This window comes from Leclercia sp. CFBP8987 (assembly GCF_034044995.2).
GTDB classification, from domain to species: Bacteria; Pseudomonadota; Gammaproteobacteria; order Enterobacterales; family Enterobacteriaceae; genus Enterobacter; species Enterobacter tamurae.
In genome coordinates, this window is record NZ_CM188255.1 from 1397210 (window position 1) to 1419839 (window position 22630).

The window sequence follows — 22630 nt, forward strand, 5'->3', positions numbered from 1 at the left end:
CTGCGCTATCCTAACCCAACCCCTGCACCGCCTTCTCCAGCGCCACGCGGAGTAAATGCCGGTCATGGCGGTACTTAATGTCGCTCGCTTCGAGCGGCTCCTGCACTACCACCCGGCCTTCCATGCCTGATACATCAGTCCCAGGCCCGACCACCACCGCATCGATAATCTTTTTCCCGACATACTGCTCCATCAGCGCCAGCTTAGCGGACAGCGAAAGCCCGGCGGCGGCAGGGCTGAGCTCGCGACCCAGATTGCCGATGTAGACCACGGGCGCCGGTGTCCTGCGCAGCGCCTGGGCCAGCTCGTTAATCAGCAGCAGCGGCATCAGGCTGGTGTAAAAACTGCCGGGGCCGACCAGAATTAAATCCGCTTCACCAATGGCCTCCACCGCTTCACGGGTCGCCGGAACGGTGGGGTAGAGCATCAGCTCTTTCGGCGGCAGCGCCAGCTGGTCGATATTCACTTCGCCATACACTTCATGGTCGTTACTGTCGATCGCCATTAAATCGACCGGAAGTTCGGACATCGGGATCAAAAACGCATCCACTTTGAGCAGGTTGCGGATTAAATTGATCGCCTCCAGAGGCCGCACGCTAAGGTGATCCAGCGCCTTTAACATCAGGTTTCCGAGGTTATGCCCCGAAAGTTCGCCATTACCGCCAAAACGGTACTCAAACATTGCCGAAGCGACGCTGGGTTCGGCGATGAGCTGGTTTAAGCAGTTGCGCATATCCCCCCAGGCGATCCCCCCTTCGGCACGACGAATTCGCCCGGTTGAACCGCCGTTGTCGGTGGTCGTCACGATCCCGGTTAGCCGTGAACCGAGGGATGACAGCGAGGACATCACCCGGCCCAGTCCGTGGCCTCCGCCGAGAGCGACAACGCGGTCGAGATCCGCAAAAGTGCGATTGCGCATAGAAATTCCTTAGTAAGACGAACACCTTAACAGTAACTCAACTACCCCTAAATGACGATGCTCCGCCCGGGGCTAAATGACATATATCAATGCAATAATATGATAATGACGTATTCTGGGACGAAATGGCATGATCATGACGATATATACAAGTTTATATAACGAAAGACGATAATAGCGAAACTGCTTTTAACGAGCTACTATCGGCATAACCACGTTTTCGAAATCGAAAACATACACTCTAGCCTTTGCGCCTGTGTCGACAGATATGGTGCTCTGGCCGTGGCGGTTTCGCCACCAGGGTACAGAAAGAAATGACTGTGCCTCCCGTATCAGGAAAGGTGTACATGGCTTCACAACTTACCGATGCATTCGCGCGTAAGTTTTTTTACCTGCGTTTGTCTATTACCGATGTGTGCAATTTCCGTTGCACCTACTGCCTGCCGGACGGCTACAAACCCGGCGGCATCACTAATAACGGCTTTCTCTCCGTGGACGAAGTCCGCCGCGTGACGCGTGCGTTCGCCGCCATGGGCACGGAGAAGGTCCGTCTGACCGGCGGCGAACCCTCGCTGCGCCGTGACTTCACCGACATCATCGCCGCGGTACGCGAAAACGACAGCATCCGTCAGATTGCGGTGACCACCAATGGTTATCGTCTGGCACGCGATGTCGCCGAATGGCGCGACGCGGGGCTGACGGCCATCAACGTCAGCGTCGACAGCCTCGATGCCCGCCAGTTTCACGCCATCACCGGCCAGGATAAATTCCACCAGGTGATGGAGGGCGTCGATGCGGCCTTTACGGCGGGCTTCGATAAGGTGAAGGTCAACACCGTGCTGATGCGCGATGTGAATCATCATCAGCTGGAGACCTTCCTGGCCTGGATCAAACCCCGCCGCATTCAACTGCGCTTTATCGAGCTGATGGAAACCGGCGAGGGAAGCGATCTCTTCTCCCGCCATCACATCTCCGGCATGGTGCTGCGCGATGAACTGCTCAAACGCGGCTGGATCCATCAGCTTCGCCAGCGCAGCGACGGCCCGGCGCAGGTCTTTTGTCATCCCGACTACGAAGGGGAGATCGGCCTTATCATGCCGTATGAAAAAGATTTCTGTGCCAGCTGTAACCGCCTGCGCGTCTCGTCGGTGGGCAAGCTGCACCTGTGCCTGTTTGGCGACGGTGGCGTGGACCTGCGCGATCTGCTGGCCGATGACGCCCAGCAGCAGGCGCTGGAAGCGCGCATTTCTGAGGCGCTGATGCACAAAAAACAGACCCACTTCCTGCATCAGGGCAACACCGGGATCACCCAGAACCTGTCCTACATCGGCGGGTAATCGCAAAAGGAATCAGAAGATGAGTCAGGTAAGCGCTGAATTTATCCCGACGCGTATTGCTATCCTTACCGTGTCCGAACGTCGCGGTGAAGAGGATGACACCTCCGGCCACTGGCTGCGCGATGCGGCCCACGAGGCGGGGCACCAGATTGTCGACAAGGTCATCGTCAAAGAGAACCGCTACGCCATTCGCGCGGAAGTGTCGCGCTGGGTAGCCAGCGACAACGTGCAGGTCGTCTTAATCACTGGCGGGACCGGCTTTACCGTGGGCGATCAGGCTCCGGAAGCGCTGCTGCCGCTGTTCGATCGCGAGATCGAAGGCTTCGGGGAGATGTTCCGCATGCTGTCGTTTGAAGAGATCGGCACCTCCACGCTGCAGTCGCGCGCCGTTGCCGGTATTGCCAACAACACGGTGATCTTTGCCATGCCGGGCTCCACCAAAGCCTGCCGCACCGCGTGGGAAAACGTCATTGCCCCACAGCTGGATGCCCGTACGCGTCCGTGTAATTTCCATCCCCATCTGAAGAAGTAAGCTATGTCGCAACTGACCCACATTAATGCCGCGGGCGAAGCCCATATGGTGGATGTTTCCGCCAAGGCCGAAACCGTACGTGAGGCGCGCGCGGAAGCGTTCGTCACCATGCTCCCCGAAACCCTGGCCATGATCATTGACGGCAGTCACCACAAAGGGGACGTCTTCGCCACTGCGCGGATCGCCGGGATCCAGGCGGCGAAACGCACCTGGGATCTTATCCCGCTGTGCCATCCGCTGATGCTCAGCAAAGTCGAGGTTAACCTGCGGGCCGAGCCGGAGCATAACCGGGTGCGCATCGAATCACTCTGCCGCCTGACAGGCAAGACCGGGGTGGAGATGGAAGCCTTAACCGCCGCATCGGTGGCGGCGTTAACCATCTACGACATGTGCAAAGCGGTACAGAAAGACATGGTCATCGGCCCGGTTCGCCTGCTGGCGAAAAGCGGCGGTAAATCAGGTGATTTCAGGGCGGAAGAGAATGATTAAGGTACTTTTTTTTGCGCAGGTGCGTGAGCTGGTGAATACCGACAGCCTGACGCTGGAGAGTGAGTTCGACACCGTGGAAGCGCTGCGGGCGCATCTGGCGGCGCAGAGCGACCGCTGGGCACTGGCGCTGGACGCGGGCAAACTGCTGGCGGCGGTGAACCAGACCCTGGTGGAGTTCAACCATCCGGTTACGTCGGGCGATGAAGTGGCCTTCTTCCCACCGGTCACCGGGGGCTGAGATGACAGAGACCAAAATCGTCGTCGATCAGGCGCGTTTCAACGTCGGCACCGAATACACCTGGCTGGCGGAGCGTGACGAAGACGGGGCGGTGGTTACCTTCACCGGCAAAGTGCGTAACCATAATCTGGGCGACAGCGTAAAGGCCCTGACCCTGGAGCACTATCCGGGGATGACCGAAAAGGCGTTAACGGAGATCGTCGATCAGGCGCGGGAGCGCTGGCCGCTCGGTCGGGTAACGGTGATCCACCGCATCGGTGAGATGTGGCCCGGAGAAGAGATCGTCTTCGTGGGCGTCACCAGCGCCCATCGTGGCAGCGCCTTTGCCGCAGGCGAGTTTATTATGGATTATCTGAAAACCCGCGCCCCGTTCTGGAAGCGCGAAGCCACACCGGAAGGGGATCGCTGGGTGGAATCACGCGACAGCGACAAGGACGCTGCCAGCCGCTGGTAGCCGGATTGCGGGGATGTGTTAGGCTATAACAGTGTGTCCACTTAAAAAGGAGTGCGTTATGGACAGATTTCCCCGTTCCGATTCTATCGTGCAGACCCGTAGCGGCCTGCAAACTTATATGGCGCAGGTCTATGGCTGGATGACCTGCGGATTGCTGCTCACCGCGTTTGTCGCCTGGTTTTCCGCAAACACGCCTGCCGTGATGATGTTTGTCTTCTCCAGCAAAATTACCTTTTTTGGTCTGATTATCGCCCAGCTGGCGCTGGTGTTTGTCCTGTCCGGGCTGGTGCATAAGCTCAGTGCCGGGATGGCCACCACGCTGTTTATGCTCTACTCGGCGCTGACCGGCCTGACGCTTTCCAGCATCTTCATCGTCTACACCTACTCCTCGATCGCCAGCACCTTCGTGGTGGCAGGCGGGATGTTTGGCGCGATGAGCCTTTACGGCTACACCACCAAACGCGACCTGAGCGGCATGGGCAACATGCTGTTTATGGCGTTGATTGGTATCGTGCTGGCCTCGCTGGTTAACTTTTGGCTGAAGAGCGAAGCGCTGATGTGGGCGGTGACCTATATCGGGGTGATTGTGTTTGTCGGCCTGACGGCCTACGACACGCAGAAGCTGAAAAATATTGGGGAGCAGATCGACGTCCGCGACAGCTCTAACCTGCGCAAGTACTCGATTCTCGGGGCGCTGACGCTCTATCTGGACTTTATCAACCTGTTCCTGATGCTGCTGCGCATCTTCGGCAACCGCCGGTAAGTGTTTTGCCCGGCGGCGCTTCGCTTGCCGGGCATTTTCCTCCTTCACTTCGCCATCTGCTGCTCGTTTTTGGCCCGCAGCTTCTTCGCCCGGCTCTCCAGCACCAGATAACAGACTGTTGCCAGCCCCAGCGGCAGGAAGTAATAGAGCATGCGATAGGCCAGCAGGGCGGCGATAATGGCGCCATGAGAGACATGTTCCCCTGCCAGCAGGGCGATAAACACCGCTTCCAGCACGCCGATCCCGGCGGGAATATGCACAATCACCCCGGCGATACTGCTCACCAGCAGCACCCCCAGCACGAAGAAGTAGTTAATATCTTCGCCCAACAGCAGCCAGATAATCGCCCCCATTGCCATCCAGTTACCGGCTGAAATACCCATCTGCGCTAACGCAAAGCGCCATGAGGGGAGCACCAGCTTTTGCTTTTTGATGGTCACATGGCGCCGCTTCGCAAATGCACAGGCCCACAAATAGACCGCAATCACCAGCAGCAACACTACCCCAAGAATACGCAGCGTCGTCTGGTCGATGTACCAGTGGTCAGGCAGTTGCACCACCCCGGCGGTAAAGATCACCCCACCCAACAGGATATAGCCCAGCCAGTTAGTGGTGATGCTCAGGGAGAAGATGCGGGTGATGGTGCTGCTGGGCAGTCCCAGGCGGGAGTAAAGCCGGTAGCGCATCCCGATGCCACCCACCCAGGTGCTCAGGGTCAGGTTAAAGGCATAGCAGATAAACGACACCAGCATCACCTGGCGTTTGGCCAGCTTATGCCCGCAGTAGCGCCGCCCGAGCAGGTCGTAGCAGCCATACAGCAGATAGCTCACCACCACCAGCGCAATCGCGCTCAGCAGCGAGACCCGGTCATAGTCACGAATAACCTTCCAGACTTCAGTCCAGTCGACCTTTTTCGCGTAAACCACCAGCAGCACTGCAACGGCAATAAAAAATACCCAGGTGAGGATCTTTTTAGCCAGACGCCAGCGCGAATGTTTTTTGCTCATCAGGGTTTCACTCCCGTATGACCTGCTTCGACCCGGTCCTGGGTCTCCATTTCGGGCTGTACCGGCGGCGGCACCTGCGCCAGCTTCGGCGTATGGGCCGGCAACCAACCCACCAGCGCCGGGAAATGGCGCAGGAAGTGGAACACCACCACGCTTTTACCCAGATTCCACCAGGTGCGTTTCGGCACCATCGTCTCATCCACCCGCACACAATCTTCGGCAATGATGGCGGTGAGATTGTCGCGCAAGGTCTGGTTAAACTCGCGATCGTGAATAATCAGGTTGGCCTCCAGGTTCAGCGACAGGCTGAGGGGGTCGAGGTTGCTGGAGCCGACGGTCACCCAGTGATCGTCCATCAGCGCCACCTTGCCATGCAGGGGACGGCGGCGATATTCGTAAATCTCTACCCCGCCTTTCACCAGATAGTTGTACAGCAGGCGTGCGCCCACCGTGACAATCGGCATATCCGGCTCTCCCTGCACAATCAGTCTGACCTTGACCCCACGTCGCGCCGCATTACGCATGGCGTGCAACAGGCGATAGCCAGGGAAGAAGTAGGCGTTGGCGATAATCACTTCCCGCCGGGCGTTGGTCAGCATCTTGAGATAGTGCCGCTCAATGTCGTCCCGGTGTTCTTCGTTATCGCGCCAGACAAACAGCGCCTGCGCCTCACCGGGTTTAACATTCTCTTCGGGGCGATGACGCCGCTTCCACCAGCGACGCACCGCGGCTTTGCCGGGCAGGTTCTCTACCACAAACTGCAAAATATCCTGCACGACCGGGCCTTCGACCTGGACGGCATAATCCTGTTTTGCCTCCGGACCGTAGTCAGACATGTGTTCAGCGGAGTAGTTAATCCCGCCGACAAACGCCACCTGCTCATCCACCACCACAATTTTACGGTGCATACGGCGGAACACGTTGGTACGCATGCCTAACAGAGGAGGGCGCGGATCGTAGTAACGGAACACCACCCCTGCCGCGGTGAGCTCCCCGACGAAATCGTCGTCGAGATCGGGGGAGCCGTAGCCGTCGAGCAGCACTTCGATATGCACGCCACGCTGGGCGGCGCGCAGCAGGACGGCATGCAGCTTGCGGCCCACGTTGTCATCGAACCAGATGAACGTCTCAAGGAACACCCGGCTCTCGGCTTTCTCAATGGCGGCAAATACCGCCGGATAATAGTGATCGCCATTTTCCAGCAGCTTTATTCGGTTGCCGCTTTGCCATGAACATTTCATAGATGAATCTCCGCACTTAACGGCGCATGGTCGGAAAGGTGACGCCAGTTACTCAGTGCCAGCGCGGTCGGGCTGCTGGCATGGGCATTTTTGACATAGATACGATCGAGACGCAGCAGCGGCAACCTGACCGGGAAGGTACGGGCTGGCTTGCCGTGAGCAAGGGTAAACACCTCCTCCAGTCCAGCTTCCGCTTTCAGCGGATGGCTGGCGCGCTGACGCCAGTCGTTAAAGTCTCCGGCCACCACCACCGGGTCCCCCTCGGGCAGAGCGTTGACCCAGTCGGCCATCATCTGCAGCTGTGCCTGGCGATGTGCTTCCCGCAGGCCCAGGTGCACCGAGGCCACATGCAGGGGGATGTCCAGCTCCGGCACGGCTACCCGGCAGTAGAGCAGGCCGCGTTTTTCGCTCTCGCCAACCGACACATCGTGATTTTCGTAATGTTCGATGGGATAGCGAGAGAGGATCGCATTGCCGTGATGCCCTTCAGGGTAGACGGCATTGCGCCCGTAGGCGTAATCGCTCCACATGGTGTCAGCGAGAAATTCGTAGTGGCTGGTGTCGGGCCAGTTTTCCACATGCAGCGGATGCACTTCATGCGCGCCCATCACCTCCTGCAGGCAGACAATATCCGCGCTGACGGTACGTACGGCGTCGCGCAGTTCGGGCAAAATGAAACGGCGGTTAAAAGCCGCGAATCCTTTATGAATGTTGATCGTTAACACTTTAAGCGAAAAATGCCGGGTTTGTTGGGCCATACACTCCTTCCCGCGTCACTATCCTGATGAAAATAAAGTGTAGTCGTCGTCACAAAAAGGTGCTGTGTTACGGAATTTTCCGTAAAGTGCGATAGTCTGAACAAGCAGAGTAAAATCCTTCAGGAGAGTGCCATGAAGTGGCAACAACGCATACGCGTCGCGACCGGTCTCAGTTGTTGGCAGATTATGTTGCATTTATTGGTGGTGGCCGTACTGGTGATGGCCTGGATGAGCGGCGCCCTGGTGCGTGTCGGCTTAGGATTATGTGTGTTGTACGGCGTTACCGTACTGTTAATGCTCTTTTTACAGCGTCATCATGATCAGCGCTGGCGCGAAGTGGCGGATGTGCTCGAAGAGCTGACCACCACCTGGTATTTTGGTGCAGCCGTCATCGTGTTGTGGCTGTTGTCCCGCGTGCTGCAAAACAACTATTTGCTGGCCGTCGCAGGGCTGGCGATCCTTGCCGGACCCGCGGTCGTTTCGCTGTTAGCCAAAGATAAAAAGCTACGCGATATTGCGTCTAAACATCGCGTACGCCACTGATCCCGTCACGGCCGCTATCACCAGTAGCGGCCACAAACTCCCCCAGACAATATCCAGACTCGCATCCTTGAGATAGATCTGCTTGGTGATATCGGTGAAGTGACGGATCGGGTTCACCCAGGTTAAGTTCTGCAGCCACACCGGCATGTTCTCTACCGGCGAGACATAGCCCGAGAGCAGGATCGCCGGCATCATAAAGACAAACACCCCGATAAACGCCTGCTGCTGGGTTGAGCACAGCGCCGAGATCAGCAGCCCAAACCCCACCAGCGACAGCCCGTAAATCACCATCGTGAAGTAAAACAGTGCCAGCGAACCGGCAAAGGGGATGTGATAGGCCCAGATGCCAATCGCCAGCACGATACTGGCCTGGAAGGTGGCGACAATCAGCGCCGGAACCGCTTTGCCGACGAAGATCTGCCAGGTCGCCAGCGGGGAGACCAGCAGCTGATCCAGGGTGCCCTGTTCGCGCTCGCGGGCCACCGACAGCGAGGTCACAATCATCACCCCGATGGTGGTGATCATGGCGATCAGCGATGGCACCACGAACCATTTGTAGTCGAGGTTCGGGTTGTACCAGTTGCGCACCACCAGCTCGCTGTTGTTCGGTTTCGGTTTGCCCTCCATCAGCTCCTGCTGATACTCCTTCACCACCTGCTGCAGGTAGTTGGCGGCAATCTGGGCGCTGTTGGAGTTGCGTCCGTCGAGGATCAGCTGCATCGGGGCGGTTTGCAGAGTGTCGAGATTGCGGGAGAAATCGGCCGGGAAGCGCACCAGCAATAGCGCCTTTTGCGTGTCGATGGTCGGCTGGATCTCCTGCGGGCTGTTGAGGATCAGCACGTGGGTAAAGGCTTTGGCGCGGGCAAAGCGCTGGGTCAGCTCCACCGAATGTTTGCCGTTATCTTCGTTATAGACGGCGATGGTGGCGTTGGTCACCTCCAGGGTGGCCGCCCACGGGAACAGCAGCACCTGGATCAGCACCGGCAAAATCAAAATCGCCCGGGTCTGCGGCTCGCGCAGCAGGGATTGCAGCTCTTTGCGGATCAAGGTCCATAAACGGTAAAACATAGTCACTCCTCAAAACGCCGGGCGGCACTGCGTTTGCCCGGCCTACAAGACCCGTAGGCCCGGTAAGCGTAGCGCCACCGGGCGAAACCTAATCTAATCGCCGTTTAGTTTTCATCCACGTCAGCCCGATAAACATCACCGCCGAGGCAATCAAAAACAGCAGATTCACAATCAGCACCACCGGGATATTGCCCGCCAGGAACAGGCTTTGCAGGGTGCTGACGAAATAGCGCGCCGGGATAATGTAGGTCGCCGCGCGGATCGCTGCGGGCATACTGTCGATCTGGAAAATAAACCCGGACAGCATAATCGACGGCAGGAAGGCGGCATTCAGCGCCACCTGGGCGGCGTTAAACTGGTTGCGGGTGACGGTGGAGATCAACAGCCCCATCCCCAGGGTACTGAGTAAAAACAGGCTGGTAATAATAAACAGCACCAGCAGCGAGCCGCGGTACGGCACCCCGAGGATGAAGACAGCAACAAGCATACAGAGCAGCATCGCCAGCATCCCGAGGAAGTAGTAGGGGATTAGCTTGCACAGCAGCAGCTCGGTGCGCGTCACTTCGGTGGAGAGCAGGGCCTCCATGGTGCCGCGCTCCCACTCGCGGGCGATCACCAGCGAGGTCAGGATCGCGCCGATCACCGTCATGATAATGGTCACCGCCCCGGGGATAATAAAGTGCTGACTGATGGCCGCCGGGTTAAACCAGTACCGGGTCTGGACGTCAATCAGCGGCTCGAACGTTTCACCCCGATCTTCCGCCCGCTGCATCTGCCACAGCTGCCAAATCCCCTCGGTGTAGCCCTGCACAAAGTTGGCGGTGTTGGGCTCGCTGCCGTCGGTGATCACCTGGATCGGGGCGGTGTCACCCGGGCGCGCCATGCGGGCCGCGAAATCCACCGGAATGACAATCAGGCCACGAATGCGCCCGGCCTGCATCATCTGGACCAGCTGCTGGCGGTTATCGCTGATGGTGGCGTCGATATAGGGCGAGCCGGTCATGGCGTGGGTGAAGTCGAGCGCCTCTTCGCTGCGCTGCTCCAGCAGGATCCCCACCCGCAGCTTGCTGGAGTCGAGGTTAATCCCGTAGCCAAAGATAAACAGCAGCAGCAGGGGGATCACCACCGCAATCAGCCAGCTGCTCGGGTCGCGTACAATCTGTCGCGTCTCTTTGATGCACAGGGCGCGCACCCGACGCCAGGAGAGGGCGGTATCAGACATGGCCGTGCTCCTTATCCCAGTCGTTAATCAGGGTAATAAACGCCTGCTCCATGGTGGGGTCGGGCTGCTGCTCATCCGCCACCTGGGCTTTCAGATCGTCAGGCGTGCCGTGGGCGATCAACTTCCCGCGGTAGACCAGCCCGATGCGGTCGCAATACTCCGCCTCGTCCATAAAGTGGGTGGTGACCATCACGGTGACCCCTTTCTCCACCATGCTGTTGATATGCAGCCAGAACTCGCGGCGGGTGAGGGGATCGACCCCGGAGGTCGGTTCATCGAGAAACAGAATATCCGGCTCGTGCATCAGGGAGCAGGCCAGCGCCAGCCGCTGCTTAAACCCGAGCGGCAGCGCGTCGGTGGCCTGGCTGGCGATAGTGCTCAGGCCAAACGCCTCGCTCATGCGGTTGATTTTCTCATCCTGCGCCCGTCCGCGCAGGCCGTAGACACCGGAGAAGAAGCGCAGGTTCTGCCCTACGGTCAGGTTGCCGTAGAGGGAGAATTTTTGCGCCATATAGCCCAGATGCTGGCGCGCCTTGCCGGAGCTGACTTTCAAATCCATATCCAGCACCAGCGCCTTGCCGGCGGTGGGCACCAGCAGGCCGCACATCATTTTGAAGGTGGTGGATTTGCCCGCGCCGTTGGGGCCCAGCAGGCCAAAGATCTCCCCGCGTTTCACGGCAAAGTTCACGTCATCCGTCGCGGCAAAATCACCGAACTTTTTGGTCAGGGATTTGGCTTCAATCACCGTTTCGCCCGGCGTGCCCTCCACGGTATGCAGGATCGCCCCCAGCGGGGACTCCGCCGTGCCCGCGCCGCCGAGCAGATCGATAAAGGCATCTTCAAAGCGCGGGGCGGTCTCCTCGATGGTCAGATCCGGCAGATCCGCACTCTGGCGCAGATCGTCGGCGCTGGCCTCTTTTTTGAGGATCACCCGTACCGATTTCCCCTGGATCATGCCGTCGCTCACCTGGGGCAGCTTCAACACCCGCTGCAGCAGGCGGCGGTTGTTCTCATGGGGCGTGTGCAATAGCAGGCTGCGCCCGGTCATGCTCTGGGTCAGCTTAGTCGGGTCACCCTGATAGAGCAGTGCCCCTTCGTTCATCAGCAGTACGTCCCGGCACTGCTCCGCTTCGTCGAGGTACGAAGTGCTCCAGAGGATCAACATCCCGTCGCCCGCCAGCTCATGCACCATCTGCCACAGCTCGCGGCGGGAGATGGGATCCACGCCAACGCCCGGCTCGTCCAGCAGCAGCACCTTCGGCTCCCCGACCAGGGTGCAGGCCAGCCCCAGCTTCTGCTTCATCCCGCCGGAGAGTTTGCCTGCCAGCCGGTCGGTGAAGGGGCCAAGGGAAGTAAATTCCAGCAGACGCTGGAAGGTTTTCTCCCGCGTCTCACCGGTGACGCTGCGCAGGTCGGCGTAGAGGGTCAGGTTCTCCATCACGGTCAGATCTTCATACAGCCCGAACTTCTGCGGCATGTAGCCCAGCATGGCGTGCAGGGCGCGATCGTCATTAATGGGGTCCAGTCCCAGGACGCTGGCGGTGCCTTCGTCCGGCTTCAGCAGCCCGGCGAGCATTCGCATCAGGGTAGTTTTACCTGCGCCGTCCGGGCCCACCAGCCCGGTGACGTAGCCTTTCTGCAGCGTGCAGTCGAGCGGCGCGACGGCGGGCTTGTCCATCCCGGCAAAGCGTTTGACCAGGCCGGAGAGCTGGATCACCGCGTCATTCATGGCGTTGACCATCATCGAAGCTCACCGTCACCGGCATCCCCTGGCGCAGGGCGTCATCGGCATCGTTGACGATAATGCGCAGGCGATAGACCAGGTCGGTACGCAGGTCCGGGGTTTCGACGGTTTTTGGCGTAAATTCGGCGGTTGGAGAGACAAAGCCGATTTTGCCGCGGTAAGGCTTATCCGGGCGACCGTCGGTGTAGAGCAGCACCTCGCGGCCCGGTTTTGCCTCCCCGAGACTGGCTTCATTAACATAGGCGCGTACCCACACCGGACGGGTTAACGACAGGGTCAGCACCGTGCTGCCGGCGTTCAGCATGCTGCCGGGCTCGACGGCGCGGGTCAGCAGGGTGCCGTTGGCAGGGGCCACCAGGGTGGTGTCGTGCAGATCCAGTTGTGCCTGGGCCAACTGAGCCTGAGCCTGTTCGAGGCTGGCTTTGGCCTGGGCGATATCCTGCTCGCGGTTGCCGGAGCGGTACTGGCGCAGTTTGTCCTGAGAGGATTTCAGCGTCGCCAGAGCCTGGTCGCGCGCGGAGCGGGCGTTCTCCAGATCGTTGGCCGACACGGTGCGGCTTTTCCACAGCCCCTGCTGACGGTTAAAGAAGTTCTGCGCATAGTCGTAGGCGGCCTGCGCCTGCTTAACGGCGGCGGCGGCCTGGGCCACCTCTTCATCCCGGTAGCCCGCCTGCATAAGATCGTATTGCGCCTGAGCCACGGCTACCCCTGCCTGAGCCTGCAGCAGGGCGTTCTGATAAGGGGCTTTATCCAGCTCGCCCAGGGTCTGCCCGGCGGTAATGGCATCCCCTTCATCCACGGTTAACGACGCCAGCCGTCCGCCGACGCGAAAGCTCATGTTCACGGTGCGAATATCAACGTTGCCGTACAGGGTTAACGTTTTATCCTGCTGGCTCTGATACCACCACCAGCCACCGAATCCGGCGGCCAGCACCACCACTGCCAGAAGAATAACAACCGATTTTTTCATGACTCCAGGCTCCTTTGGGTTAAACCTTGCAGGATCAGATCAACGTGGCAGGTGATGACCTGGCTTATCTGCGCGGCTTTGTCCGCATCAAATTCGGTCCAGCCGGTACGTAATAAAATGGTTTCCCGCCCGAGACGAAAGGCGAGCACTTCGCCCAGCAGGGCATGGGTATGCAATATGGTCTGCGTGTCACTGGCATCGCGGCCGGTGTAGGCTGCCACCAGCCGGGTCAGATGGGTGTGCATCGGGGCGATAACCTGATCGTGCACCAGCTGATAAGCGGCAGAAGGCGAGAGTTGCTCCCGTGAGATAAACTTACTCAGGTTCAGCGTATCGTCATGGGTCAGGAGCTGAATCATGTTGTTGCAGGCGGTTAAGATCAATTCGCGGATGGCAGCGCGATCCGGGGCAGGCTCGTCCAGCAGAGCGGTAGCCGCCTCCACATGGGGGCGAAAGTTGGTGCCGATGAAATCCGCGATCCACTGGGCGCAGGCGAGGTAGAGATCCTCTTTCGAGCCAAAATAGTAGGTGATCGCGGCGATGTTCTGCCCCGCCTGAGCGGCAATGTCGCGGGTGGTGGCGTGCATCCCGTATTCGCCAAACTGCGCCAGCGCGGCGGCAATCAGCTGGCTTTTGGCCTGTTCGCCCTTGGTGGTGGTCGGGATCGGATTCATAGTGTCACTAAAAGTTAATCAATCGATTGATTAAGATTATGACTGTTTTTTGAGCTTGTCCAGTCCGCTTGTTCAATGTTGCGCCGGGCGGCACTGCATTTGCCCGGCCTACGTAATAGCGTGGATGCATCGGTTTACGGGATATTTTATGCGCCACATCACAAAAGCTGTTACACTCCGCTGCTTCGCGACACTGTGGTTTTTGTCCTTCTATTTGTCACTATCTCCCTGAAAACTACACCTGAAATGGTCGGGGCGGTTCGGAGTTTTTATGTCTTTTGATACCCTTGGCCTGAACCCGGAAATTCTGCGTGCTGTAGAAGAGCAGGGCTACCGCGAACCTACCCCAATTCAGCAGCAGGCCATTCCTGCCGTGCTGGCGGGTCGCGATCTGATGGCCAGTGCCCAGACCGGGACCGGTAAAACCGCTGGCTTTACCCTGCCGCTGCTGGAACGCCTGATTCAGAAAGAGTCGCACGCCAAAGGCCGTCGCCCGGTGCGCGCCCTGATCCTGACCCCGACCCGTGAACTGGCCGCCCAGGTGGGTGAGAACGTGCGTGAGTACAGCCGCTATCTCAACATCCGCTCGCTGGTGGTGTTCGGTGGGGTCAGCATTAACCCACAGATGATGAAACTGCGCAGCGGCGTGGACGTGCTCATCGCCACCCCTGGCCGTCTGCTCGATCTGGAACACCAGAACGCCGTCAAGCTCGACAGCGTGGAAATCCTGGTCCTCGACGAAGCTGACCGCATGCTCGACATGGGCTTCATCCACGATATTCGCCGCGTGCTGGCAAAACTGCCGGCCCGCCGTCAGAACCTGCTCTTCTCCGCCACCTTCTCCGACGAGATCAAAGGCCTGGCAGAAAAACTGCTGCACAACCCGCTGGAAGTGGAAGTCGCGCGTCGCAACACCGCTTCCGAGCAGGTGACCCAGAAAGTCCATATGGTGGACAAAAAGCGTAAGCGCGAGCTGCTGTCGCAGATGATTGGCGAGGGCAACTGGCAGCAGGTGCTGGTCTTCACCCGTACCAAGCACGGCGCGAACCACCTGGCGGAACAGCTGAACAAAGATGGGATCCGCAGCGCGGCGATCCACGGCAACAAGAGCCAGGGGGCACGTACCCGCGCGCTGGCAGACTTTAAATCCGGCGATATCCGCGTGCTGGTAGCGACCGACATCGCTGCCCGTGGCCTCGACATCGAAGAGCTGCCGCACGTGGTCAACTACGAGCTGCCGAACGTGCCGGAAGATTACGTTCACCGTATCGGCCGTACCGGTCGCGCAGCGGCCACCGGCGAAGCGCTCTCCCTGGTCTGCGTGGATGAAATCAAACTCCTGCGTGACATTGAACGTCTGCTGAAGAAAGAGATCCCACGCATTGCCCTCGAGGGTTATGACGTTGACCCGTCAATCAAAGCCGAGCCGATCCAGAACGGTCGTCAGGGCGGCGGTCGTGGTCAGGGCGGCGGTCGTGGTCAGGGCGGTGGACGCGGACAGGGCGGCGGCGGTCGTGGTCAGCAGCAGCCGCGCCGTAGCGAAGGCGGCGCGCCGAAAGCGGCCAGCAAGCCACCGCGCCGTGACGGTGACGCGAAACCGGCAGGGGAAGGCCAGCGCCGACGCCGTCCGCGCAAACCTGCCAGCGCACAGTAATCTGGAAGCCCGGTCGTAAAGCCGGGCTTTTCTTTTGCGGCCCGCTGAAGAAAGTGCCACAATAGTGGCTGTTTATACAGTATTTCAGGTTCATCATGGCTTTAACCGCCGCGCTGAAAGCGCAAATTGCCGCCTGGTATAAGGCGCTACAACAGCAGATCCCCGACTTTATTCCCCGCGCACCGCAACGGCAGATGATTGCCGATGTGGCGAAAACGCTCGCCGGTGATGAGGGCCGACATCTGGCAATTGAAGCCCCGACCGGGGTAGGTAAAACCTTGTCCTACCTAATCCCCGGCATCGCTATCGCCCGGGAAGAGCAAAAGACGCTGGTGGTCAGCACCGCCAACGTCGCCCTGCAGGATCAGATCTACAGCAAAGACCTGCCCCTGCTGCGCAAAATTATCCCCGAGCTACGCTTTACCGCCGCCTTCGGGCGCGGGCGCTACGTCTGTCCGCGCAACCTGGCGGCCCTGGCCAGCAGCGAACCGAACCAGCAGGATCTGCTGGCGTTTCTTGATGACGAGCTGACTCCCAACAACAAGGCCGAGCAGGAGCAGTGCGCGAAGCTGAAGACCGATCTTGACGGCTACAAGTGGGACGGCCTGCGCGATCACACCGATCAGGCTATCGGCGATGACCTGTGGCGCAGGCTCAGCACCGACAAAGCCAGCTGCCTGAACCGCAACTGCCACTACTACCGCGAATGCCCGTTTTTTGTCGCCCGCCGCGAGATCCAGGAGGCCGAAGTGGTGGTCGCCAACCACGCGCTGGTGATGGCGGCAATGGAGAGCGAATCGGTATTGCCGGACCCGAAACACCTGCTGCTGGTGCTGGATGAAGGCCACCATCTGCCGGATGTCGCCCGCGACGCGCTGGAGATGAGCGCCGAGATCACCGCCCCCTGGTTCCGCCTGCAGCTGGATCTGTTCTGCAAGTTGATCGCCACCTGCATGGATCAGTTCCGGCCGAAAACCATCCCGCCGCTGGCGGTCCCGGAGCGCCTCAGCGAGCACTGCGAAACCATCTACACCCACATCGCCTCGCTGAATAACATCCTCAATCTCTATCTCCCGGCCACCCAGGAGGCGGAGCACCGCTTTGAGATGGGCGAGCTGCCGGATGAGATCATGGCCATATGTCGCGAGCTGGCGCAGCTTATCGAGAAGCTGCGCGGGCTGGCGGAGCTGTTTTTAAACGATCTCAGTGAAAAAACCGGCACCCATGACGTGGTGCGCGTTCACCGGGTGCTGCTGCAGATGAACCGCGCCCTCGGCATGTTCGAAGGGCAGAGCAAGCTGTGGCGACTGGCGTCGATGGCTCAGGCCTCCGGCGCGCCGGTCACCAAGTGGGCGACCCGGGAGGTCAAAGAGAATCAGGTGCATCTCTTCTTCCACTGCGCGGGCATTCGGGTCAGCGATCAGTTGGAGAAGCTGCTCTGGCGCAGCGTTCCGCATGTGGTGGTCACCTCCGCCACATTACGCTCGCTAAACAGCTTCTCGCGGCTGCAGGAGATGAGCGGCCTGAAGGAGAAAGCAGGGGATCGCTTTGTGGCCCTCGACTCGCCGTTCAACCACTGCGAGCAGGGCAAGCTGGTGATCCCGCGCATGCAGCATGAACCGCTGATCGACAATGAAGAGAATCATCTGGCCGAGATGGCGGCGTACTTCCGCGAACAGCTCGAAAGCAAAAAATATCCCGGGATGCTGGTGCTGTTCGCCAGCGCCCGGGCGATGAATCTGTTTTTAACCTTCGTCACCGATCTGCGCCTGCTCCTGCTGGTGCAGGGGGATCAGCCCCGCTACCGGCTGGTGGAGCTGCACCGTAAACGGATAGACAGCGGCGAGCGCAGCGTGCTGGTGGGGCTTCAGTCCTTTGCCGAAGGGCTGGATCTGAAAGGCGATTACCTGACCCAGGTGCATATCCACAAGATTGCCTTCCCGCCTATCGATAGCCCGGTGGTGCTCACCGAGGGCGAGTGGCTGAAAAGCCTGAATCGCTTCCCGTTCGAAGTGCAGAGTCTGCCGGCGGCGTCATTCAACCTTATCCAGCAGGTGGGGCGTCTGATCCGCAGCCACAGCTGCTGGGGCGAGGTGGTGATCTACGATAAACGCCTGCTGACCAAAAACTATGGCAAGCGCCTGCTGAATGCCCTGCCGATCTTTCCTATCGAGCAGCCCGAGGTGCCCGAGGTAAAAAAACGCCCGGCTAAACTCGCCGCCGGGCGTAAAAAAAGCATCCATGCTAAGAGGCGCGGTCCTACTGGTAAGTGAAGGTAAACTGCACCACGCTGGAGAACTGACCCGCGCTGACCGGGGTATGCGAGGCGTAATAGCGTGCCGCCATCGGGAAATCGGCGGTGTGGGTCACCGGGTCGATCACCGCATTAAAGCGTGACTCCGGGGCCAGAATGATCGAGTCGGTGCGGTCTGCCAGCTCCAGCGCCAGCCCGTTGGCGGTGCCGGTGTTGGCGAACTTAAACGGGTGCAGTTTGTCGCGTTGCCCCTCGAGGTTAATCGTCGCCAGGGTCAGGCTTTGCGGGCAGTGGGAGATGGTGATATCAAAATCCTTCCACACCCCGGTATCCCCCACCGCTTTAAAATCACTGGCCACCGCCTGGCCGAGATCGACCACTTTGTTCTGGCTGGTGCTGTCCACCTCGCAGGCGGTATCGTAGATATTGCCTTTGATGCTGAGGATCACGTCAGTGGCCGTCGCGGGCAGGCTGGCCAGCAGTACGATCAGGGCTACATATTTCATCGGGGATCTCACTGGTATTCAATGTCGATGGTGGCAAGAGTATTGGCTCGCCCGGCTGTCGCCTGAGCGCCCGTCTGGTAATACTGCACCTGGAAGGGCAGGTTGAACGGCTGGTTAGGCACGGTCTGGTCGCCAAAGGGGATCGGATAGTCGTAGCGCAGCGTTACTCCGCCCACCAGCATTTTCACCCCGATACCGGTGGCGCTGTCGCTGCCCGGGGTCAGGTTCAGCACGTCATTGCCGTCCCCGAGCGAGGTGCTGCCGTTGACGCTGGTGACGCGGGCGGTCATGGTCACCGCGTCGGTACAGGTCGCCGTCAGGTTGAAGCTTTTCCAGTCGCTGGTGCTGCCGACGTGGGTAAAGAGGCTGACCGGGAAATCTCCCAGCATAATGACCAGGCTTTTGGGATCGACCGAGCAGGTGGTGGCCTTCAGCGCCAGACTGCCGCCGTAGCGCACGGCATTCAGCTCGCCGAGCTGCTGGTCCGGGTAGATCCCCAGCGACCAGATGCCGTTGTGCACCGTCGTCGACGCATGTTCTCCGGTAGTGCTCGCGGTTTTGATCAGCTGCATCGTCAGGGAGACATTAAAGCTGCCGGAGCCGTCACTGCTGACGTACCCCAGCGGCGTGCTGCGGCTGTCGCAGTGGGCGGCGCGGCCGCGCACCGGCTGTCCGGCGCTGTTCAGCAGTTCAATACCTATCCCCTCGATACCGCTGCGATAAACCCCCGGCATTCCCGGCACTTCCTCGCCTTCGCCAAGATGGCAGGCGGTGATCGGCTTGCCGCTGTCGGCGGCATCACAGTGGCCTTGCACCCTGTGCGAGAGGGCAGAGCCGGGGACGGCATTGCCAATCCCGAGGGTGGTGGGCACCGTCAGCGTCCCCGGCGTGGCGGTCCAGGGCAGATCGGATGTTGTGCAGGCCGCTTTCGCCTGCGGCATAAACAGAAACAGGGCGGCAAACAGGGCCAGAACACAGCCGTAGCGGAAGGGTTTCATCTTTTCCTCGATGCCGTCAGGAGCACTGGGCGGTGACGCTAATCACCGGGTCAGCGGATCGGGACGGCAGTTGATAGTGGGCGGAGCAGTGCGCACCTGCGCCTTTGCCCCAGCTGACGTTGACGCTGCCCCGGGCGTGCATCCCGGTCAGGTAGACCTGGCCGCCATCGCCAACGATAAACTCACCGCTGTCATGGGCCGGGGCCGCCGTGGCGCCAAAGGGCACCGGACGACCGTCGGCGCGGGTAAGGGTCAGCAGTACCCGGCTGCCGACGCGGGTATCAAAGTGGGTTCGCACAATCGCCCCCCGGGTTGGGGTGATCACTTTGGCCGCCTGGCCGACGTCGGCCCCCGCCGGCAGGCTCTCGGTATTCAGCGCCACGGTGTTGTGATGGTACGGCGTGACGTAAGGCACGATGGCGTAGCCGCGAGAGTCGGTTTTGACCCCGGTCTGGTTGTCGATCCCGGTCCCGCTGGCTCCCGGTGCCTCCACCAGGGCGACGGTATCCCCCATTGGCAGGCCGAAGGTGACGCCGTGGGCATGAACAATCATGCTGCCCTGCACCCCGAGGTTGAGCTGGCGCTGCTGGTTATCCTGGGAATAGCCCGCCGTCATTTCGCCGTAAGTGGCTTTGTAATCGCTGTTCAGATTGGTGCTGTAGCCGGAAGCCTGGCTGTGGCCCTGCTGCACCCCCCAGCTGAGGTTATTGTCTGCCAGGGCGGTGCCGTTCAGGCCGACGCTCTGGCTGGTGTCATGCTTGCTGTTGTTAAGGGTGTAATTGACCCAGGTGTTGCTCAGCCAGCGATCCAGCGGAACGGAGACGTTAAAGCCGAAGGTCTGCTCGTTCTCCCGCTGGTTATCGTCATCTTCATCCTGAGTGTTTTTGCTCAGGCCATAGTTGATGCCGTAGCTGATGCCGTGCCAGCTGCCGTTATAGCCGAGGCTCAGCGAGGTCATGCTCTGATCGCTGTGCCAGTAATTCTCTTTCACCAGGCTTAAGGTCATCGACCCAAAGGAATCGCCCAGGGACTGATCGAGAGTCGCCTCCTGACGGTTGCGCCGCCTGTCGGCGGGCGTCCAGTCGTCGTCATGGGTGTGGGAGTCAAACACATCCCCCATGGTGTTAAATCCGGCGCTGTTGTAGCGATACCCGGCCACCGTAAAGTGGGTGCCGGTGGTGGAAAAATCTTTGCTGTAGCGCACCCGCCAGGCGCGGCCCCGGGTGGTTTTTTGCCCCTGCATCTGTGATTTCGCCGCGGTCATATCCACCGAAAACGCTCCCCAATCGCCGATGTTTTTCCCGCTGCCGATCGCCAGGGCATCGTAATACTGGCTGGTCTGGATCCCGCCATAGGCGGTGATGTCCCAGGGCAGGCCGTAGATCCCGGTGCCCTGCAGGAACGGGGTCTGCTCCACGCTGTGGTCATAGCTGCGGTAGCGCCCGCCGGTCAGGCTGTATTTGAACCGGCCTTCACGCTGCAACACCGGTACCGAGGCGTAAGGCACCACGAAGTGCTGCTCGCTGCCGTCGGTCTCTTTGACGGTGACGTTCAGATCGCCGCTGCCGCCGGTAGGGTAGAGGTCGTTAATCTCGAACGCGCCGGGGGCGACATAGTTCTGATAGATCACGTAGCCGTTCTGGCGCACCACCACCTCGGCGTTGCTGTGCGCCACGCCGCGAATGCGCGGGGCAAAGCCTTTCAGGCTGTCCGGCAGCATGTCGTCGTCGGAGGCGATCTGCGCCCCGGTGAATGACAGGCCATCAAACACGTCGGAGGGAGTGGTGCTTTGTCCGAGGGTGACGACGCTGCCCAGCGACAGAATATTGCGCTGGGCGTAGCTGTAGACCGAGGAGAACTCGCGCTGGGTGGTGCGGTCGTCCTGAGTCTGGCTCCAGGTGGAGTAGTTGCGCAGGCGCCAGGCCCCGAGGTTCAGCCCCGGGCGCAGGTTCAGGTACTCATTGCGCTGGTGGCCACCCTCTTCACCCCGGCTGCGGCTGTCCCCGGCGGAGTAGCTGTAGTTCAGCAGGAAGGCGTTGATGCCGTTGTCCATCTCTTCCGGCGCCACGTACCCGTGAGGCACCGGGGTGATGGCCGCCTGGGGGATACTCAGCAGCAGCTGCTGCTGGCCGGGTCGGAAGGTGGCGCTGGCGGCAGGTAACCCAGAGAGATCGACACAGTCGTCATTCTTTGTGACGCTGAATTTATCGCTCTGGATACCCAGGCTTTTGAGGGTGTCTACTGACAGACAAGGTTGCAGGGTGGCCGGGCCGGTGGCCGACTGTTGCAGGCCAAAGGCGATCTTTCGGTTGGCCACTTTGTTGTTATTCACATAGACATCCACCTGATAACTCCCCGGCGCGATACCCGGACCCTTCTCATACACCGAGAGGTCGGTTTTGCCCTGCCCGGGGGTGTCGATGTCCAGCAGCGCCGGGTTGAAATAATCCTCCGCCAGCACCTGCTGGACGCAAAAGCTCAGCGCCGCGCAGCCCAGCGCAATCAGCAGGCTGTGCGCGGTTTTACGCGGCGCTTTGGTGGAGTAGTCCCAGGCCATGGTGGACTTATTGCAATGGCGCAGACCAGGCGTGGCTCACCGCACCATAGTCGTTAATGATTTTCCAGGAAACCGTGCTCCCGGTGATGCCGCCCGGGACGGCAAAGTGCGCGTCGCTGTCGGGTGCCACCCAGGTCACATTGCTGACTTTTTTACCGCCGACGGTGATCGCCTGGAAGTTCATATAAAACGGCGTCGGGTTGCTCACCACCAGGGTATTGCCCTGTTTATGCCAGCGTAATTTCTCCGCCACCTCATCCGGTTTGCCGCTAATTCCCGTCGGGCGATAGATCAGTTTGATCCGCGTCTTAATGGCGATTTGCAGGGTGTTATTGCTCTCGTCGTGGTTGGTTGACGGAATGGATTTGATATTCAGCCAGTAGAGCGATTCGCGATCGGTCGGCAGATTGCCCCCGGTTCGCACCACGCGCAGGATGTTGTCCTGTTTGCCGTCGAGGCGAAACAGCGGCGGGGTGATGAGAAACGGCGCGTTATCCCGCGCATTGTCGGCGCTCTCTACCCAGGACTGCACCAGGTAGTCGAGGTTATCCGGGTTGGAGAGCCCCAACGACGCTTCTTTTTTATCTCCCTGATAAATTAAACGGGTCCCTTCGATAATCACCCCGGCGTGCGCGGCGGTGGTCATGACTAACAGGGAGGCGATGAAAATAGATTTACGCATGGCGAGGCTCTGAATAAAGC

Annotated in this window: 22 protein-coding genes and 1 riboswitch; of the genes, 9 read left to right on the top strand and 13 right to left on the bottom strand. The window is 59.8% G+C overall.

The genetic code is table 11. The features are described 5' to 3' along the window. Positions 1 to 10: 10 nt before the first annotated feature. Positions 11 to 919, bottom strand: a complete 909-nt coding sequence (gene yvcK, locus SOM40_RS06620; protein WP_106992416.1) for a uridine diphosphate-N-acetylglucosamine-binding protein YvcK — start codon at positions 917 to 919, stop codon at positions 11 to 13. A gap of 225 nt (positions 920 to 1144) precedes the next feature. Beyond that, positions 1145 to 1279: riboswitch (molybdenum cofactor riboswitch) on the top strand. Here yvcK and moaA point away from each other — a divergent pair. The 6 genes from moaA to SOM40_RS06650 all read left to right on the top strand — a co-directional run bounded on the left by moaA (position 1267) and on the right by SOM40_RS06650 (position 4732). Further along, the gene (gene moaA, locus SOM40_RS06625) at positions 1267 to 2256 is read left to right on the top strand and encodes a GTP 3',8-cyclase MoaA (RefSeq protein WP_320530723.1); all 990 of its coding nucleotides are present in this window, start codon (positions 1267 to 1269) and stop codon (positions 2254 to 2256) included. It overlaps the preceding riboswitch by 13 nt. A 19-nt stretch (positions 2257 to 2275) precedes the next feature. Then, positions 2276 to 2788: a molybdenum cofactor biosynthesis protein B gene (gene moaB / locus SOM40_RS06630; RefSeq protein ID WP_320530722.1), complete on the top strand. Its 513-nt coding sequence runs from the start codon at positions 2276 to 2278 to the stop codon at positions 2786 to 2788. 3 nt (positions 2789 to 2791) lie between these two features. Further along, positions 2792 to 3277, top strand: a complete 486-nt coding sequence (moaC, locus tag SOM40_RS06635) for a cyclic pyranopterin monophosphate synthase MoaC (protein WP_059308466.1) — start codon at positions 2792 to 2794, stop codon at positions 3275 to 3277. Further along, on the top strand, positions 3270 to 3515 hold the full coding sequence (gene moaD, locus SOM40_RS06640) for a molybdopterin synthase sulfur carrier subunit (protein ID WP_262673057.1): 246 nt from the start codon (positions 3270 to 3272) through the stop codon (positions 3513 to 3515). The genes moaC and moaD overlap by 8 nt, the downstream gene beginning before the upstream one ends. 1 nt (position 3516) lies before the next feature. Next, entirely contained in the window at positions 3517 to 3969 is a 453-nt protein-coding gene (gene moaE, locus SOM40_RS06645) for a molybdopterin synthase catalytic subunit MoaE (RefSeq protein WP_320530721.1), read from the top strand. 58 nt (positions 3970 to 4027) lie between these two features. Next, positions 4028 to 4732 carry a Bax inhibitor-1/YccA family protein gene (locus tag SOM40_RS06650; protein WP_106992421.1) on the top strand — a complete coding sequence of 235 codons (705 nt, stop codon included), beginning with the start codon at positions 4028 to 4030 and terminating at the stop codon, positions 4730 to 4732. Positions 4733 to 4776: 44 nt separating this feature from the next. Here the strand turns inward: SOM40_RS06650 and SOM40_RS06655 are convergent, their stop codons facing one another. From SOM40_RS06655 to SOM40_RS06665, 3 genes are read right to left on the bottom strand one after another with little or no spacing between them, the layout of a single operon-like run. Continuing rightward, positions 4777 to 5739, bottom strand: coding sequence for a lysylphosphatidylglycerol synthase transmembrane domain-containing protein (locus SOM40_RS06655; RefSeq protein WP_225759261.1), 963 nt, complete (start codon positions 5737 to 5739; stop codon positions 4777 to 4779). Next, positions 5739 to 6980, bottom strand: coding sequence for a cardiolipin synthase ClsB (clsB, locus tag SOM40_RS06660; RefSeq protein ID WP_106992428.1), 1242 nt, complete (start codon positions 6978 to 6980; stop codon positions 5739 to 5741). The genes SOM40_RS06655 and clsB overlap by 1 nt, the downstream gene beginning before the upstream one ends. Next, entirely contained in the window at positions 6977 to 7738 is a 762-nt protein-coding gene (locus SOM40_RS06665) for an endonuclease/exonuclease/phosphatase family protein (RefSeq protein WP_166181909.1), read from the bottom strand. Before SOM40_RS06665 ends, clsB begins: the two co-directional genes overlap by 4 nt. Positions 7739 to 7870: 132 nt before the next feature. Between SOM40_RS06665 and SOM40_RS06670 the strand changes: the two genes are divergently transcribed. Then, positions 7871 to 8281, top strand: a complete 411-nt coding sequence (locus SOM40_RS06670; protein ID WP_106992430.1) for a YbhQ family protein — start codon at positions 7871 to 7873, stop codon at positions 8279 to 8281. On the opposite strand, the gene SOM40_RS06675 is transcribed toward SOM40_RS06670, so the two are convergent. From SOM40_RS06675 to cecR, 5 genes are all read right to left on the bottom strand, one after another. Beyond that, positions 8243 to 9349 carry an ABC transporter permease gene (locus tag SOM40_RS06675; RefSeq protein ID WP_225759259.1) on the bottom strand — a complete coding sequence of 369 codons (1107 nt, stop codon included), beginning with the start codon at positions 9347 to 9349 and terminating at the stop codon, positions 8243 to 8245. The two genes, SOM40_RS06670 and SOM40_RS06675, sit on opposite strands and share 39 nt — an antisense overlap. A gap of 88 nt (positions 9350 to 9437) precedes the next feature. Then, a complete protein-coding gene (locus SOM40_RS06680) occupies positions 9438 to 10571 on the bottom strand; it encodes an ABC transporter permease (protein WP_106992432.1) in 1134 nt (377 codons plus the stop codon). Next, a complete protein-coding gene (locus SOM40_RS06685) occupies positions 10564 to 12300 on the bottom strand; it encodes an ATP-binding cassette domain-containing protein (RefSeq protein WP_320530783.1) in 1737 nt (578 codons plus the stop codon). Before SOM40_RS06685 ends, SOM40_RS06680 begins: the two co-directional genes overlap by 8 nt. Continuing rightward, positions 12293 to 13285, bottom strand: a complete 993-nt coding sequence (hlyD, locus tag SOM40_RS06690; RefSeq protein WP_106992433.1) for a secretion protein HlyD — start codon at positions 13283 to 13285, stop codon at positions 12293 to 12295. Before hlyD ends, SOM40_RS06685 begins: the two co-directional genes overlap by 8 nt. Continuing rightward, positions 13282 to 13959: a transcriptional regulator CecR gene (gene cecR / locus SOM40_RS06695; RefSeq protein WP_225759258.1), complete on the bottom strand. Its 678-nt coding sequence runs from the start codon at positions 13957 to 13959 to the stop codon at positions 13282 to 13284. Before cecR ends, hlyD begins: the two co-directional genes overlap by 4 nt. Positions 13960 to 14230: 271 nt before the next feature. On the opposite strand from cecR, the gene rhlE reads away from it, so the two are divergent. Together rhlE and dinG are read left to right on the top strand one after the other, a co-directional pair. After that, entirely contained in the window at positions 14231 to 15613 is a 1383-nt protein-coding gene (gene rhlE, locus SOM40_RS06700; protein WP_320530720.1) for an ATP-dependent RNA helicase RhlE, read from the top strand. Between the two features lie 95 nt (positions 15614 to 15708). Beyond that, on the top strand, positions 15709 to 17886 hold the full coding sequence (dinG, locus tag SOM40_RS06705; RefSeq protein WP_320530719.1) for an ATP-dependent DNA helicase DinG: 2178 nt from the start codon (positions 15709 to 15711) through the stop codon (positions 17884 to 17886). Here dinG and SOM40_RS06710 read toward each other — a convergent pair. Genes SOM40_RS06710 through SOM40_RS06725 form a run of 4 tightly spaced genes read right to left on the bottom strand, consistent with a single transcriptional unit; the run spans position 17873 to position 22610 of the window. Continuing rightward, positions 17873 to 18373, bottom strand: a complete 501-nt coding sequence (locus tag SOM40_RS06710) for a fimbrial protein (RefSeq protein WP_225759256.1) — start codon at positions 18371 to 18373, stop codon at positions 17873 to 17875. The two genes, dinG and SOM40_RS06710, sit on opposite strands and share 14 nt — an antisense overlap. Before the next feature lie 8 nt (positions 18374 to 18381). Further along, on the bottom strand, positions 18382 to 19371 hold the full coding sequence (locus tag SOM40_RS06715) for a fimbrial protein (protein ID WP_106992438.1): 990 nt from the start codon (positions 19369 to 19371) through the stop codon (positions 18382 to 18384). A 16-nt stretch (positions 19372 to 19387) separates the two neighbouring features. Further along, positions 19388 to 21928 carry a fimbria/pilus outer membrane usher protein gene (locus tag SOM40_RS06720; protein ID WP_320530718.1) on the bottom strand — a complete coding sequence of 847 codons (2541 nt, stop codon included), beginning with the start codon at positions 21926 to 21928 and terminating at the stop codon, positions 19388 to 19390. Positions 21929 to 21935: 7 nt separating this feature from the next. Further along, a complete protein-coding gene (locus SOM40_RS06725; RefSeq protein WP_106992440.1) occupies positions 21936 to 22610 on the bottom strand; it encodes a fimbrial biogenesis chaperone in 675 nt (224 codons plus the stop codon). Positions 22611 to 22630 lie beyond the last annotated feature (20 nt).

Excerpts from the sequence above, each read along its gene's own strand:
- yvcK (WP_106992416.1), bottom strand. The coding sequence starts at position 919 with ATGCGCAATCGCACTTTTGCGGATCTCGACCGCGTTGTCGCTCTCGGC.
- moaA (WP_320530723.1), top strand. The coding sequence starts at position 1,267 with ATGGCTTCACAACTTACCGATGCATTCGCGCGTAAGTTTTTTTACCTG.
- moaB (WP_320530722.1), top strand. The coding sequence starts at position 2,276 with ATGAGTCAGGTAAGCGCTGAATTTATCCCGACGCGTATTGCTATCCTT.
- moaC (WP_059308466.1), top strand. The coding sequence starts at position 2,792 with ATGTCGCAACTGACCCACATTAATGCCGCGGGCGAAGCCCATATGGTG.
- moaD (WP_262673057.1), top strand. The coding sequence starts at position 3,270 with ATGATTAAGGTACTTTTTTTTGCGCAGGTGCGTGAGCTGGTGAATACC.
- moaE (WP_320530721.1), top strand. The coding sequence starts at position 3,517 with ATGACAGAGACCAAAATCGTCGTCGATCAGGCGCGTTTCAACGTCGGC.
- SOM40_RS06650 (WP_106992421.1), top strand. The coding sequence starts at position 4,028 with ATGGACAGATTTCCCCGTTCCGATTCTATCGTGCAGACCCGTAGCGGC.
- SOM40_RS06655 (WP_225759261.1), bottom strand. The coding sequence starts at position 5,739 with ATGAGCAAAAAACATTCGCGCTGGCGTCTGGCTAAAAAGATCCTCACC.
- clsB (WP_106992428.1), bottom strand. The coding sequence starts at position 6,980 with ATGAAATGTTCATGGCAAAGCGGCAACCGAATAAAGCTGCTGGAAAAT.
- SOM40_RS06665 (WP_166181909.1), bottom strand. The coding sequence starts at position 7,738 with ATGGCCCAACAAACCCGGCATTTTTCGCTTAAAGTGTTAACGATCAAC.
- SOM40_RS06670 (WP_106992430.1), top strand. The coding sequence starts at position 7,871 with ATGAAGTGGCAACAACGCATACGCGTCGCGACCGGTCTCAGTTGTTGG.
- SOM40_RS06675 (WP_225759259.1), bottom strand. The coding sequence starts at position 9,349 with ATGTTTTACCGTTTATGGACCTTGATCCGCAAAGAGCTGCAATCCCTG.
- SOM40_RS06680 (WP_106992432.1), bottom strand. The coding sequence starts at position 10,571 with ATGTCTGATACCGCCCTCTCCTGGCGTCGGGTGCGCGCCCTGTGCATC.
- SOM40_RS06685 (WP_320530783.1), bottom strand. The coding sequence starts at position 12,300 with ATGAATGACGCGGTGATCCAGCTCTCCGGCCTGGTCAAACGCTTTGCC.
- hlyD (WP_106992433.1), bottom strand. The coding sequence starts at position 13,285 with ATGAAAAAATCGGTTGTTATTCTTCTGGCAGTGGTGGTGCTGGCCGCC.
- cecR (WP_225759258.1), bottom strand. The coding sequence starts at position 13,959 with ATGAATCCGATCCCGACCACCACCAAGGGCGAACAGGCCAAAAGCCAG.
- rhlE (WP_320530720.1), top strand. The coding sequence starts at position 14,231 with ATGTCTTTTGATACCCTTGGCCTGAACCCGGAAATTCTGCGTGCTGTA.
- dinG (WP_320530719.1), top strand. The coding sequence starts at position 15,709 with ATGGCTTTAACCGCCGCGCTGAAAGCGCAAATTGCCGCCTGGTATAAG.
- SOM40_RS06710 (WP_225759256.1), bottom strand. The coding sequence starts at position 18,373 with ATGAAATATGTAGCCCTGATCGTACTGCTGGCCAGCCTGCCCGCGACG.
- SOM40_RS06715 (WP_106992438.1), bottom strand. The coding sequence starts at position 19,371 with ATGAAACCCTTCCGCTACGGCTGTGTTCTGGCCCTGTTTGCCGCCCTG.
- SOM40_RS06720 (WP_320530718.1), bottom strand. The coding sequence starts at position 21,928 with ATGGCCTGGGACTACTCCACCAAAGCGCCGCGTAAAACCGCGCACAGC.
- SOM40_RS06725 (WP_106992440.1), bottom strand. The coding sequence starts at position 22,610 with ATGCGTAAATCTATTTTCATCGCCTCCCTGTTAGTCATGACCACCGCC.